At 71.8% G+C, this 14,070-nt stretch carries 8 protein-coding genes; 2 read left to right on the top strand and 6 right to left on the bottom strand.

Going from position 1 to position 14,070, the window contains the following annotated elements:
- Positions 1 to 342: 342 nt before the first annotated feature.
- Entirely contained in the window at positions 343 to 525 is a 183-nt protein-coding gene (locus ABD844_RS44355) for a hypothetical protein (RefSeq protein WP_344892980.1), read from the bottom strand.
- Positions 526 to 909: 384 nt separating this feature from the next.
- Here ABD844_RS44355 and ABD844_RS44350 point away from each other — a divergent pair, with 384 nt between their 5' ends.
- Positions 910 to 1,935, top strand: a complete 1,026-nt coding sequence (locus tag ABD844_RS44350) for a LuxR C-terminal-related transcriptional regulator (protein ID WP_344892978.1) — start codon at positions 910 to 912, stop codon at positions 1,933 to 1,935.
- A gap of 81 nt (positions 1,936 to 2,016) precedes the next feature.
- On the opposite strand, the gene ABD844_RS44345 is transcribed toward ABD844_RS44350, so the two are convergent.
- Genes ABD844_RS44345 through ABD844_RS44335 form a run of 3 tightly spaced genes read right to left on the bottom strand, consistent with a single transcriptional unit; the run spans position 2,017 to position 6,811 of the window.
- Positions 2,017 to 4,341: a M28 family peptidase gene (locus tag ABD844_RS44345; RefSeq protein ID WP_344892975.1), complete on the bottom strand. Its 2,325-nt coding sequence runs from the start codon at positions 4,339 to 4,341 to the stop codon at positions 2,017 to 2,019.
- Positions 4,342 to 4,369: 28 nt separating this feature from the next.
- Entirely contained in the window at positions 4,370 to 5,542 is a 1,173-nt protein-coding gene (locus ABD844_RS44340) for a cytochrome P450 (RefSeq protein WP_344892973.1), read from the bottom strand.
- A 33-nt stretch (positions 5,543 to 5,575) separates the two neighbouring features.
- The gene (locus tag ABD844_RS44335) at positions 5,576 to 6,811 is read right to left on the bottom strand and encodes an MFS transporter (RefSeq protein ID WP_344892970.1); all 1,236 of its coding nucleotides are present in this window, start codon (positions 6,809 to 6,811) and stop codon (positions 5,576 to 5,578) included.
- A gap of 139 nt (positions 6,812 to 6,950) precedes the next feature.
- Here ABD844_RS44335 and ABD844_RS44330 point away from each other — a divergent pair, with 139 nt between their 5' ends.
- Positions 6,951 to 12,167: an amino acid adenylation domain-containing protein gene (locus tag ABD844_RS44330; protein ID WP_344892968.1), complete on the top strand. Its 5,217-nt coding sequence runs from the start codon at positions 6,951 to 6,953 to the stop codon at positions 12,165 to 12,167.
- Positions 12,168 to 12,244: 77 nt separating this feature from the next.
- Here the strand turns inward: ABD844_RS44330 and ABD844_RS44325 are convergent, their stop codons facing one another.
- Positions 12,245 to 13,771 carry a LuxR C-terminal-related transcriptional regulator gene (locus ABD844_RS44325; RefSeq protein ID WP_344892965.1) on the bottom strand — a complete coding sequence of 509 codons (1,527 nt, stop codon included), beginning with the start codon at positions 13,769 to 13,771 and terminating at the stop codon, positions 12,245 to 12,247.
- Positions 13,772 to 13,987 (bottom strand): MbtH family protein, encoded by a 216-nt coding sequence (locus ABD844_RS44320; protein ID WP_344892963.1) that lies wholly within the window; start codon positions 13,985 to 13,987, stop codon positions 13,772 to 13,774.
- Positions 13,988 to 14,070: the final 83 nt, after the last annotated feature.

Raw genomic sequence — 14,070 nt, 5'->3', positions numbered from 1 at the left:
CAAACAGCCGCATAGGCTACGCCCATAAGACGGCTGTCCGGAATCTCCGTGGCCCCTCACTTTCCTTCCAGCTCGACAGCCGCTGAGCGTGGTGAACAGGACCTCGCCCCGGCCTGAGATCGTTGCGACGCTGGGCCGAGGACAGCAGCGCGAGCCGTGAACGGTTCCCACTGCACCACCTACCTCGCCGAGACCTTCGAGGCCCGGCGAGGCGGCGGCAAGGGCGCCCAGAGCGTGATACGTCCCCGCCCCGACGACGGTCACTCCCAGGACTGGGTGTGGCGCCCTGTTCGCGCACCCTTCAGGGGTCGGCCGGTCACGGTGGCGTCAGAGCGTCGAAGTTCAGGGCTCGGTCTGCCAGCCCATGTTGGACGGGTCGCAGTCGGCACCCGGCAGGCAGTCGAGGTCCGGCTGGGCGACCACGCGAGGCTGGTTCGCGCCCGGCTGGCCCGCACCCGCCTGGACGGCCCCGGATGCCACGCCGACGACTACGGCGACCGCGGCCAGCAGTACTGCTTTCTTCATGTAAAACGCCCCCTCATATGGCCTGTCATGAAACTCTGGAGTGAGAGCAGTCTCGGACAATCGTCGTAGGCGTGTCACCGATTTCGGCTGTCAGTATGCTGCCCTGGCACCTTGATGCCCGGCCGAGTACTCGGGTCATGAAATCGATTGCGGACATCCCTCCAAACCCGATGCCGCCTGGACAGCGATCTTGCTGGCTGCTTCGGTTTCGTGATCACGTCGGGGAATGCGAGTGGTGATCCCCGCACAGGAACGGGCCGAGCGTTGTGCGCGCTGATCTGCGCCGCCACCACCGCGGCCGGACTCGGCACCGACCGGATCACGTTCCCGTGCGCCGCCCGCGTCGTCCCCACGCGTCCAAGGGTTCTTGGCCATAGTGAACCTATGACACGAGGATTTTTCGCCACGCTGGGCCTCAGCGTCGACGCCGAGTCCGTGTATCGCATCATCCTGCGCGAACCGGAACTGCACACGGACAAGCTCGCCCACCACCTGGAGATGCCACCGGGGCACGTGCACGACGCCCTCGGCGAGCTCACCCGGCTGGGGCTGGTGCAGCCCTCGTGGGAGCGGCCGGGCCAGCTCCACCTGGTGGATCCCGAGATCAGCCTCAATTCGCTGCTCGCCGGCCGCGAGGCCGATCTCCTCGAGCGCCAGCAGGCGATCGCCGCCGGCCGCGCGACGATGCACAACCTGATCGCCGAATACAGCGGGCGTAACAGACTGTCCGGACGGAGTGAGATCAAATACCTCCAAGGTCTCGACGACATCAGGGCGCACATCGAGGTCATCGGACGTGAATGCGTCTCGGACGTGATGGCGTTCGTCGACGGCGGCCCCCAGACCAAGGAGAACATGGAGGCCAGCAGGCCCCAGGATCAGGTGGTCCTGGACCGGGGGGTGCGGATGCGCTCGATCTACTTGGAGAGTCTGGCGAACGACCCCGCCACTTTCGCCTACGTCAACTGGCTCACAGAAGAAGGAGCGGCGATCCGCACCACTCCCGTGGTCCCGCTCCGGATGAGCATCTTCGATCGGCGGCTGGCCATGCTTCCCGTGCAGGTCGACGACACCGCCATGGGGGCCATGGTCCTGAGCCAGAGCAGCGTGGTCGCCGCCTTGTGCGCGCTGTTCGAGAAGTTCTGGGAGGAGGCCACCCCACTCGGCGCCGCCCCCCAACACCAGTCCGACGATCTCACCCGCCAGGAGCTCTCCCTGCTCAGGCTCATGGCCGAGGGCAACACCGACGAAGTCTGCGCCCGCAAGCTCGGAATCTCCTTACGTACCGAGCGCCGCCTGGCCGCCTCCCTGATGGCGCGTCTCAACGCCAAGAGCCGTTTCCAGGCCGGCGTCCTGGCCGCGCGGGCCGGCTGGCTCGCCGACGACAGCCCCGACGCGCTGCTCGCGTGACGAACCGGTGCCCGGCCGGGAAGTCCGAGGCCCCGCGCTCCGCCACCTCGCCTCGGGGGACGGAACGCAGGGCCTACGCCGCTAGGTGATCGTGACGCCCCGGCTGGTGGCGACGAAGTCGCCGTCGTCGTTGCCGGGCATCGTCCCTTCCGGCCGCTGCACCAGCCCCTTCAGCTCGGGGATCTCCATGACGCTGAAGCTCCGGTCGAACACCCGCAGGTCGAAGGGCTCCGCCGACCTGATCTCCAGCGTCAGCTCGAGGCCCTCCTTCGGCGGCGCGATGAAGTGCAGGCTCCACCTGTATCCGTCGGGGTCACGGTCGTGGGTGTTGGCCAGCCGGGTCCCGTTGACCACGGCCGAGGAGACGACCGCCGGGGACTGGCTGACGATCTCGAGGATGGGGGCGTTCCGTACTGACCGGACGTTGAGGCGTACCGTCCTGACGTCCTGGTTCACCATGTTGGAGAGCACCTCGACCTCCGGTCCCGGCAGGTTCGCCGACGGCGCGGGACCGAGCCGGAACGGATAGGACTTGCGGAAGAACTCGGGCAGGAGCCTGTCCTCGTCGTGAGCGTGGGCGAACTTCTCGGTCCAGGCCATCGGCGGCTCGTCGAGCGTGCCCCAGCGGGCCTGGCCCGTGTCGGCGTCCAGCAGGTAGAAGAAGTTGTTCGGCACCGGTTTGTCCGCGGTGAAGCCGCCCGTGGTCACCGCGACGGCCAGCAGCACCGCCGCCGCGCCCGCGGAGATCCGGGGAATCCGGCGGGCGCCCACGGGAACGACCTCCCTCAGGTACGGCACGGCGAGCACGACGAGACTCGTCACGAGCGCGAAGACCGCCCCGGCGTACTTCGGGCCGGCGATCAGGAACGACAGGTACGCGACCGGGGCGAAGAGCAGGATCCCGACCGCGGCCGCGGGCAGACAGCAGACCACCCGGCGCAGCGGCGAGGTCGCCGCCCGCCGCACGGTCAGATGGAGCGCCGCGCCCGCACCGGCGATCAGCGGCCAGGTGAACAGGTAGCCGGCCTCAGGAAGCACCAGCAGCACGACCACCAGCAGGATGCTCCACCACAGCATGGCGCCTGCCGCCAGGTTCTCCCGGCCCACCCAGCGCTGTGCCCGGCGCAACCACCAGGCCACCACGGTGACGGCGACGGCACCGAAGGCGGCGAGGTACAGGCCGCTGTTGTAGACGTCACCGTTCGGGATGCGCTCGTAGCCCGGGTAGAGCGCGCGGACGGCCTCCCATGCCGCCCACGGCGCGGCGCCGCCCAGCACCACTCCGGCCAGTACGAGCGGCGTGGCCAGCAGCAGCCGCCTGACCGACAGCAGCCGGCGGCGCACTCCCATCACCACGACCGCGGCGGCCAGCAGCAGGGCGAACCCGCCCAGCGGGGCCGTCAGCGAGCGCGGGTAGGCGACCAGGCCGATGCCCGGCAGGTTGAAGTAGACGACGTCGATCGCCTGCGCCCCGGTGAGATCGCGGTCGATGAAGTACCGGGTGATCCCGAGGGCGTACTCGCCGTGGTGCTGGAGACTGGTCGGGTTGACGTTCTCCAGCGAGTCGATCGTCGTGTGGTAGTACATCAGGCCGCCGACGTAGGCGAAGTTCATGCCGCGCACGCCCGCGCCGCTGACGACGTCGAAGTCGGTGTAGTGCGGCATGATCGCGTAGATCGCCTGGCCGAGCGAGTTGCCGACCGGCGCGCCCGAGGCGTCCAGAGCCGCGATCAGATCGCTGTTCGCGCCGCTGGACTGGAACATGACCGAGGGCCCGCTGTTGCCGCGGGCCTCGAAGTTGAGCGCCAGACCGACGTCACGTGCCCAGGGGTGCTTGTCCATGAAGGCATGGGAGCCGATCAGATCGAACTCCTCGGCGTCGCTGAAGAGCACGATGACGTCGTTGCGCCGGGGCCCGTCGGTCGTGAGCGCGCGGGCCGCCTCCAGCAGCGCGGCGACGGCCACGCCGTCGTCGTTGGCTCCGGGACCGGCGCCCACGCTGTCGTAGTGGGCGACCAACATGATCGCCTGCCCGTCACCGGTGCCCTCCAGCCGGCCCAGGACGTTGCGCACCTGGGCGCCGTGGAAATGCGTCGGCTCCTTCTCCCTGTAGCCGAAGGTGTCCTGCACCTCGGTCCGAAAGCCCAGCCTGGTCAGCTCGGCCACGAGGTACGCGCGGACCTCCGCGGCGAACGGGCTGCCGGTCGGGCGCGGCTGCCGGGCGATCCGCTCCAGGTGGGTCATGGCCCGCGCGGCCGAGAACACCTGCGCCGGCGCGCTCGCGTCCTTGGGCGACGGGGGCATGACCATCAGGACGCCGAGCAGGACAAAGATCGCGGGTGCCGCCCAGGCCACGCCCGCGGTGATCCAGCGGACCCGGGCGGGAACCATCAGGGATTTGAACATCAGCGTCTCTTTCTCTCGTCCGGGACGGTCATCGCCACTCGAAGCGGACCGGAAGGCGGCGGTAGCCGTTGACCTTGTTCGCCCGCAGGCGCTGCGGCTCCCCGGCCGGCCACACCCGGCGCACCTCCGCCGCCAGGACCTCCACGAGCATGCGGAGCTCCATGCGGGCCAGCGCCGCGCCCACGCAGTAGTGCGGCCCGAAGCCGAAGGACAGATGCCTGTTCGGGTGCCTGCGCACGTCGAAGCGGTCGGGGTCGGGGAAGACCCGGGGATCCCGGTTGGCCGCGGCCAGCCACGTCACGACGGGGCTGTCGCGGGCGATGCGTTGCCCGTTGATCTGCACGTCCTCGACGGCCACGCGCAGCACGTGCGGGCCCGGGGTCGTCCACCTGAGCACTTCCTCGACCGCGGGCCGGACGGCCTTGTGGTCGCCGCGCACCAGGTCCAGGGCCTGCGGCGTGGTGGCCAGCGCGTGGAAGGCGCCGGCGACCGAGAACTGGGTCGTCGCATTGCCGGCGGCGAAGATGTTGTCGCAGTTGACCAGCACGTCGTTGGGAGCCAGCCCGGCGTCGTGCAGCAGATGACTCACCAGGTCCTCGCGGGGCCTGCGCAGCCGCTCCCTGATGAGCTCGGAGAAGTAGACCATGATCTCGAGGTGGGCCGTGGACGGCGACATCCTCGCGGGGTCGTCGGGCGCTCCCACGGCGTATCCGGTCAGGTTCCTGAGCCGCTCGCGGTCCTCGACCGGGACTCCGAGCAGCTCGCAGACCACGGTGTTCGGCAGCGACGAGGCGAAGCGCGCGGCGACGTCGGTCACCTCCTCCGCGCGTGCCCGGCCGACGAAGTCCCGCAACTCCGCCTCGACCACGGCCGCCAGCGGGCCGGACATGGCGCGCGTGAGGTGGGAGTTGATGGCCGCGCGCAGTCGTCCGTGCCACTCCCCCTCGCTGACCACGATCATCCGGCCGCCGCCGGAGTCGGGGTTCTGCCGGTCGAAGCCGATGAACATCCCGTACTCGGAGGTGAACGGCGCATCACCGGCCAGGACCTCGGCACAGGCGCGATGGGAGAACACCGACCAGAACCCGTTGTGCCCCGAGTCGGGCCCGGTCCAGACCACGGCGTCGGCGTCGACGAGTTCACGCCACAGCGCGGTGGGGTCCGTCGTGGCGTAGAAGCGATCGTCACCCAGATCCGGCATCGTCCGGAGAGTCACGGTGCAACCCCTTAGGTGTCAGTCGCCGGCCACGTGGCGCAGTGTTCGCACGGGCCTGGCAAGAGCGGGAAAGACTGCGGCCAGCAGCAGTGCCGAGCAGGCCCAGAGGGTGACCCGGGCACCGAACAGGTCCACCAGGACCCCGGCGACCAGCGCCCCCGCCGGGGTCGTCGCCAGCGGCAGGAGCCGGTAGCTGGCGTTCATCCGCGCGTGCAGCGGGCGCGGGGTCACCACGTGGCGCAGGGTCATCGCCGTGGTGCCGACGACGCAACTGCCCGCGCCCACCAGGAAGAACGCCACCCCGCTGAGCACGGCGGCCGCGGTGACCGTCTCGGCGGCGGGGACCAGGAGGAACGGTGCCGTGGCCGGCAGCAGCCCGGCCGGCAGCGCCCGCCCGTAACCCCACGCCTCGACCAGACGGGGCGCGATGAGGGTGCCCACGATGCCGCCCACCCCGCCGGCCGCCACGACCAGGCCGTACCAGCCGGTGCTCAGCCCGAGGTCGCGGAGGAGGTAGAAGACGGAGGCGATCATCGCGATCTGGAGAGCGCCGGAGTAGATCGCGGCGTGCAGGGCCAGGCAGCGTACGGGGGCGTTGCCGTACACGGCGCGCCAGCCTTCGCGCACCTCGCGCCGCATGTCCCGGCGCTCCGGACGGGGCGGCGCCACCTCCCGGTGCCTCAGGGTGGAGAGCAGGAGGGCCGAGGCCAGATAGGTGACCGCGTCGAGCACCAGTGTGGTCGCCGCGCCGACCGCACCGGCCAGCACGCCGGTGAGGCCGGGACCGCAGGTGCCGCTCACGGCGAGGTTGGCGTTGAGCCTGCTGTGCGCGACGGGCAGTTCCTCCGCCGGGACCAGGGTCGGCAGGTAGGCCGACGCGGCGATCTGGGAGAGCAGGGTCAACGCGCCGCCCACCAGCGCGACCGCGTACAGGTGCGGCCAGGTCAGCGCGTCCAGCCAGGCGGCGATCGGGATGGTGGCCACCAGGGCGCCGCGCGAGAGATCCATGGTGATCATCACCGGGCGGCGTGTCCTGAGGTCCAGCCATACCCCGGCGGGCAGCGCCAGCACGAGGAAGGGCAGGGTGTAGAGGGCCTGCAGCAGGCCCATCTCCAGGCCCGAGGCATGGAGCACGCTCACGGCGATGAGCGGCAGGGCGGTCATCGTCACCTGCGACCCGAACTCGGTGATCGCGTTGCCGAACCAGAGCCGGCCGAAGTCGCCGCGGGTCCCGGCCGTCTCGACGGTAGTCACGCGGCCATCGTCGGAGTCGCCGACCGGCTCCGGCAGTCGGGGAAACTCCCGATCACGCCGGTCCGCCGGGGGATGCGAAGGTGTCGGACCAAGTACGTGGAAGGTCGCGAAGGCGCCCCCGATCGGAGGTCGAGCGAAAGTGCTGGATTCAGGTACGTGGCGGGACGTCCTCGAGGCGGCGGCCGGCCGCGCCCCCGACAAGGTCGTCTTCTCCTACCTGCCGGACGACGACCGGGGCGTGGTGGAGCTGACCTATCGCGACCTGAACCTGCGTGCCTCCTCGATCGCGGCCCGCCTGGTGGAGCAGGGACTGTCCGGCCAGACCGCGATCTTGCTGTATCCCTTCGGCCTGGACTACGTCGAGGCGTTCTTCGGCTGCCTGTACGCCGGGACGATCGCGGTTCCCGCCTATCCCCCAGGGCGTCACCGCCGTACGCTCGAGCGCTTCCTGCGGATAGTCCAGGACAGCGGCGCGCGGACCGCACTGACCACCGAAGCACTGAAGGAACGTCTCGGCAGGCGTCACGACCTGCCGGGGACCGAGATGCCACGGTTGATCGCCACCGACGACCATGCCCCCGACGACCGTGCCCCCGGGCCGTCGTGGGCGGCCCCGCCGCTGCGCGCGGACGACCTGGCCTTCCTGCAGTACACCTCGGGTTCCACCGCGGCTCCTCGCGGCGTCATGCTCTCGCACGCGAACCTGCTCGCCAACACGGCGCTCATCAAGGAGCTCTTCGGCCTGTCCCGCGAGACCCGGGCCGTGTCCTGGCTGCCGCTCTACCACGACATGGGCCTCATCGGTTCGGTGCTCGGCACCGTCTCGTGCGGCGGCTCCACCCTGCTGCTCTCGCCGGCCGCCTTCGCCCGTGACCCGTACCGCTGGCTGCGGGCGATCAGCGACTACCGGGCCACGGTGAGCGGCGGCCCCAACTTCGCCTTCGACCTGTGCGTCGACCGGATCACGCCGGAGCAGCGCGGCACCCTCGACCTGTCCTGCTGGCAGGTCGCCTTCAACGGCGCCGAGCCCATCCGTCCCCGGACGCTGCGCCGCTTCGCCGACGCGTTCGCCGGTGCCGGGCTGCGTGAGTCGGCGCTGGTGGCCTGTTACGGCCTGGCCGAGTCCTCGCTGATCGTCACGGCCGGGCCCGCCCGTACCAGCCGGGAGCAGGGGACGGAGATCGTCCGCAGCGGCCGGATCCCTGAGTCGGTGCGGCTGGAGATCGTCGACCCTGACGGCGGCGGCGTGCTGCCGGACGGGTCCGTCGGCGAGATCTGGATCGCGGGCGCCAGTGTCGCCCGCGGCTACTGGGGACGGCCACCGGGGCAGGACTCCGTCTTCGGCGCGCGGCTCGCCGGCCGGGAGGGCTCGTACCTGCGTACCGGCGACCTGGGCTTCCGGCGCGACGGCGAGCTGTGCGTGACGGGCCGGTTGAAGGACCTGATCATCATCCGCGGCCGGAACCACTACCCCCAGGACATCGAGGCGACCGTGGAGGACAGCGGGCCCGAGCTGCGGCCACACGGCGCGGCCGCCTTCACCGTGGAAGCCGACGGCGAGAACCTCGTGGTACTCCAGGAGCTGCGCCGCGAGCATGCCGGCGCGGACCTGGCCAGCATCGCCCAGACCATCCGCGCGGCGGTGGCCGCTCACCACGAGGTACGCCCGGCGACCGTGGTGCTGCTCCGGACGGGCGGGCTGCCCAGGACCTCCAGCGGGAAGATCGCCCGCCACGCCTGCCGGCAGGCGTTCCTGGAAGGCGACCTGCCTGTCCTGTTCACCCTGACCGACGGCCCGGCCCGCGCGAAGCCGGGCGCCGTACCGGCTCGGGACGACCTCACGGACGTGCTGACCGCCGAGGTGGCCTCCGTGCTCGGCATGGACGCCACCGAGGTGCCGATGACCAGGCCGCTGCTCGAACTCGGTCTCGACTCGCTCGACGCCGTCACGCTGGCGCACCGCATCGGCGTGCGGCTGGAGCGGGAGATCTCCGCCGACGACCTGCTGCCCGCCAGCATCGCCGAGCTGATCGGTGGGCTGGCCGAGCGCCCGCCGGCCGAGCGCCGGCCGCCGGTCCAGGATCCGCCCGGCGACCATGCCCTCTCCTACCAGCAGCGCGGCATGCACTTCCTGCACGAGCTCGCTCCCGGCAACACCGCCTACCTGCTCAGCGCCGCCGTGGACGTGCGCGGCGCGTTGGACATGGCGTTGCTGCGCCGATGCCTCGACGCCACGGTGGCCCACCATTCCGCGTTGCGGACCACGTTCCCCTCCGTCGAGGGAGAGGTGGTCCAGCGGGTGCACGCCGACCTGCCGCCGCTCGTCCGCGTCGAGGACGTCGCCGACGCCGGGCGGCTGGCCGAGCTGACGGCCGCGGCGGCGCGGACGCCGCTCGATCCGCGGGACGGCCCGCTCGTCCGGCTGACCGTGCTGCGCTCGGCTCCCGGCCGCCACCGGCTCGTCTTCGCCGTCCACCATCTGGTGGCGGACCTGTGGTCGCTGGAGCTCATCCTGCGTGAGCTCACCGACAGGTACCGAGGACTGCTGCCGAGCCCGCCCGCCGCGCCGGGGTTCGTCTCGGTCGTCGCGGAGGAGGAGGCCCTCGTCTCCGGTGACCGGGGCGCGGAGTCGCTGGCGTTCTGGCGTGCCGCGCTGGACGGCGTGCCGTACTCGATCGACCTGGCCGCCGATCGCGTCCGGCCTCCCGTGCAGCGCTTCCGCGGCGGCGCGTGCCGTTTCACCGTGGATCCCGTGACCACCGATCGCCTGCACCGCGTGGCCGAGCGGTGCGGCGCCACCCTGTACTCGGTCCTGATGGCCGCGTACGCGACGCTCGTCTGGCGTTACTCGGGCCGCGACGACTTCCTCATCGGCTCCCCCGCGCACGGTCGAGGCCGCCCCGGCAGCGGCGACATCGTGGGCAGTTGCATCAACATCGTCCCCATCCGGTGCCGGCCGGCCGCGGACGAGCCGGTCTCGGCCCTGGTGCGGCGGCTGCACGAGACCAGTCGCGCCGCGTTGCGCCACGCCGACCTGCCTTTCGTCGTCCTGGCGGACAAGCTGCGGGCCAGCGGCGATCTCAGCAGGCCGCCGCTCGTCCAGGTGATGTTCGCGCTGCAGCGTACGGCCCTGGGCGACGGGCCCGTGGCGGCCATGGCCGTGAACCACCCCGGCGTCCGCGGCCCGTTCGGCGACGCCGTGCTGGAAACCGTCGCGCTGCCCAGAACCGGCGCCCAGGTGGACCTCACGCTGCAGATGGCCGAGCTGGACGGCATGCTGGCCGGTGAGCTGGTCTACAACGCCGACCTGTTCGACGAGGCGAGCGCCGAGCGGATGGCCCGCCAGTTCGCCGCCCTGCTGGCCGGAATGGCGGACGACCCCGGCGCATCGGCGCGCGCCCTCAGCGTGCTCGACCGGGAGACGAGCCAGGACCTGGAACGGGAATGGGCGGACACGGCCGTCGGGTACGAAGGGGACGGCCACCTCCATCTCCGGTTCGCGGAGGCGGCCCGCCGTTCCCCGGACGCCCTCGCCGTCGTCTACCACGAGACCGGCCGGCGGGTCACGCTGACCTACGCCGAGCTCGACCGGGCCGCGAACCGGCTCGCCCACCACCTCATCGGCCTGGGCGTACGCCCCGGACACGTGGTCGCCCTCCACCTGCCGCGCTGCGCCGAAATGCCCGTGGCGATCCTGGCGGTGCTCAAGTCGGGCGCCACCTACCTCCCCGTCGATCCCGGACTGCCTCGGCAGCGGATCGACTTCATGCTCGCCGACAGCCGGGCGGAGGTGCTCATCGGCGCCGCGGCGCAGGGCGTGCGCGTCCACGTGGACCTGGAGCGGGCCGCCGGCGTGCTCGCCGCGGAGCCGGAGACCGCACCGCAGGTCACGGTCCATCCCGAGAGCCCGGCCTACGTCATCTACACCTCGGGATCGACCGGCCGCCCCAAGGCCGTCGCGGTGCCCCACCGCGCGGTGAACAACTTCCTCGCCGCCGTCGACCCCGTCCTGGCGATGTCCTCCGGCACGCGCACGCTGGGGGTGGCGCGGTTCGCCTTCGACGTCTCGGTCCAGGACATGTGCCGCACGCTGCTGTCCGGGGGGACGTACCACGTCGTGCACGAGTCGATCCTCCGGGACGGCCACGAGCTGCGGGCCCTGGTGGAAGAGGCCGGGTTCACCCACGTCCAGGCCACTCCGGCGACCTGGCGGCTGCTCCTGGACGCCGGGTGGACCGGCTCGCCCGGTCTGACGATCCTCACCGGCGGCGAGGCGATCTCCGGCGACCTGGCCCAGCGGCTGGTGGAGACCGGTTCGCCGGTGCGGAACATGTACGGCCCGACCGAGACGACCGTCTGGTCGAGCACGGCCTCCATCGACGCCGAGTCCGCGCGCTCGCCGCACATCGGACGCGCCCTGTCCGGCAACCGGCTCTACGTCCTGGACGACCTGCTGACGCCGGTCCCCGCCGGAGTGCCCGGCGAGCTCCACATCGGCGGTGACGGAGTGGCCCACGGCTATTCCGGGCGGCCAGGGCTCACCGCGGACAGGTTCGTTCCCGACCCTTTCACGAAGTCGGCGGGCAAGCGCATGTACGCGACCGGCGATCTCGTCCGGATGCGCGCCGACGGCGCTCTGGAGTACCTGGGCAGGCTCGACAACCAGGTGAAGCTGAACGGTCTGCGGATCGAGCTGGAGGAGATCGAGTCGGTTCTCGACCGGCATCCCGACATCGGCCGCTCGGTGGTGAGCGTCCATCGCGGTGATCGTGCCTCGCTGCTCGTCGGCTACCTCGTGCCGGCGACCGAGCGGACCGATCGGGCTCGGGCCGAGCAGTCCGTGCTGCGTGACCTGCGCGCCCAGCTACCCGGCTACATGGTGCCGGCCAGGCTGGTCTGGATGGACGCCCTGCCGCTCAACGCGAACGGCAAGGTGGAACGCCGGGCGCTGCCGCCGCTGCCGCGGCTGGTCGTCCCGTCCGCCGCTCCGGAGCAGGAGGTCATGACGGCGGAGGAACGCCGGCTGGCCGCCATCGTGTGCGAGGTCCTCGACGTGCCGGCCGTCGGGCGGGAGACCAACCTCTTCGACATCGGCGGACAGTCTCTGACGATCTCCCAGCTCTCGAGCCGGATCATGGACGCCTTCGGGGTGCGCCTTCCGCTGACGCGCATCTTCGAGTCCCCCACGGTCGCCGGTCTGGCGGAGCTGCTGGCCTCCGGCGAGCGGCAGCCTGCGCCCGCTCCCCTCATCACCGCGGTCGATCGCCGGCGGTACGTGGCGGGCGCCAGAAGCGGTTCACGCAGGATCGACGCGCTGCGCCGGACGGCGCGTCCTGAGCAGGGACCGGCGGTGTGAGCACACCGCGGGGAAGACGGTCGGATGCCGCCTGACCTGGCGGCATCCGACCCCTCTTCACCCCCTCTCCGCCCCCTCTACTCCCTCCTCGACGACCTCGCGCTCCGGCGCGGCCTGGCCACGATGCGAGCCCCGCCGACCAGGCCGGCGAGCTCGGCTCGCGAGGAGACCTCCACCTTGGCGAAGATCCTGGCCAGGTGCGTCTCCACCGTCTTGTGGCTCACCGTCAGCCGGCGGGCTATCTGACGGTTCGTCCGCCCCTCGCTGACGAGGGTCGCGATCTCGAACTCACGCTGACTCAGCCGGTACGGCTCCCGCGCCGCCCCATCGGCGTCGGGCGGGCGCAGGAGCCCGGCGTACCGGCGGGAGACCTCCGCCCACCGCTTGCCGCGGGCGCCCCGCTCCGTCCTGGCCAGCAGCCCGGCCGTGTGGGGCCGGGCCCACGCGGGGAGTTCCGTCAGCCGGTCGCCCGCCGCGTCGATGACGGCCGCGCTCGCCCCGGGTTCACCTGAGGCGAGGCGCGCCGCGCCCCACGTCACCCAGCTCAGGCGCCACCACGGGCTGTCCGGGCCGGACAGCGTGGCAGCGAGCCGACTGTCGGCCAGTGCCCGCACCGTGTCGCCCGCCGCCAGCCCGGCCTCGGCCCGCTGAACCAGTGCCATCGCCCGCAGGTCGTCGCTCTCCACGATCTCCGCCAGCCGTGCCGCGCGGTCCGCCCAGTGCAGCGCCTCGGCCGACTCCCCGAGCCGCAGACGAACGGCGGAGAGACCGGCCAGCATCGCGACGGCGTCGGCGGCCTGGCCGGTGGCGTGGCAGATGGCCAGCCCGCGGGTGAAGTGCCGCAACGCCTGCGTGTGCTGCCCCAGATGCGTCGCGGCCCAGCCCAGATGCGCCAGGAGCGCCGGTCGTACGGCGAGTGCCGTGTCGAGGTGGGCGTCGGCGAGTTCGGCGGCCTGCCGGACGCTCTGCCCGGCGGCCTCCACCTCACCGTGGGCGAGGCAGACGATGGCGTGCACGGCCAGCGCGTCGGCCCGGAGTACCGGGTCCCCCGCGCTCACCGCCGCCTCCAGCGCCGCCTCCGACCAGCGCCATCCGACGTCCCAGATGGTGGTCTCGGCCAGGGCCAGCCTCAGGGCGGCGGCATCCCTCGGGGAGGCGGCATCGTCGTGCGGCCGCCTCCTGATGGCGGTGCGCAGAATCGACCGGGCCTCGGTGTACCGTCCGGCCATCCGCGCGAGCCAGGCGCGCAGGTCCGCCGTGTCGTCGTCGGCCAGCTCACGCCGCAGCGCCACGACGTCCCGGCATTCGCCGAGCTCGCCCGCCCTCGCGGTGGCCCGGGCCAGCGCGAGCAGCAGCTCGCGCCGGAGCCCCTGCGGCTCCGGCACGACCGTCAGCAGGCCGAGCATCGCCCGGTACCAGGCGGCAGCGGTCAGCGGGTCCTTGCTCTCCATCCCGCGCGCGCCGTCCACGAGCGACTGGACCGCGGTTCCCGCGTCGGAGTCCCCCGTGACCTCGGGCGAGGGCGACGCGGGCGGCGGCCCGACGACGGCGCCCGCCACGCCGACCGCGGCGGTCAGCGTGGCGACCTCGTTCCGCCTGCCCACTCACGACTCCTCTGCCATCGCCCGCCGCAGGCTGAGCGGGCGCATGTCCGTCCACACCTCGTCGATGTGGGCCAGGCACTCCTCCTTGCTCCCTGACACACCGACCTGCCGCCAGCCCTCGGGCACGCTCCGGCCGAGCGGCCAGATCGAGTACTGCTCCTCGTCGTTGACGACGACCGCGTAACCGGACGCGTTCTCCCACACCCCGTTGTCCACAGATGTCTCCATTCGCCTCGTGTTCGGTTGTGGCGACAACGAATCTCGGCGAAGAAGAGGGGGCGAAACAAGATCCGCGACGT

This window comes from Nonomuraea antimicrobica, assembly GCF_039536965.1.
GTDB classification, from domain to species: domain Bacteria; phylum Actinomycetota; class Actinomycetes; order Streptosporangiales; family Streptosporangiaceae; genus Nonomuraea; species Nonomuraea antimicrobica.
The sequence above is the reverse complement of the archived record's forward strand: the minus strand, read 5'-3'. Positions and strand labels throughout refer to the sequence as shown.

Bases quoted from the DNA above. Each gene is read 5' to 3' on its own strand.
- ABD844_RS44355 (WP_344892980.1), bottom strand. From the start codon at position 525: ATGAAGAAAGCAGTACTGCTGGCCGCGGTCGCCGTAGTCGTCGGCGTG.
- ABD844_RS44350 (WP_344892978.1), top strand. From the start codon at position 910: ATGACACGAGGATTTTTCGCCACGCTGGGCCTCAGCGTCGACGCCGAG.
- ABD844_RS44345 (WP_344892975.1), bottom strand. From the start codon at position 4,341: ATGTTCAAATCCCTGATGGTTCCCGCCCGGGTCCGCTGGATCACCGCG.
- ABD844_RS44340 (WP_344892973.1), bottom strand. From the start codon at position 5,542: ATGCCGGATCTGGGTGACGATCGCTTCTACGCCACGACGGACCCCACC.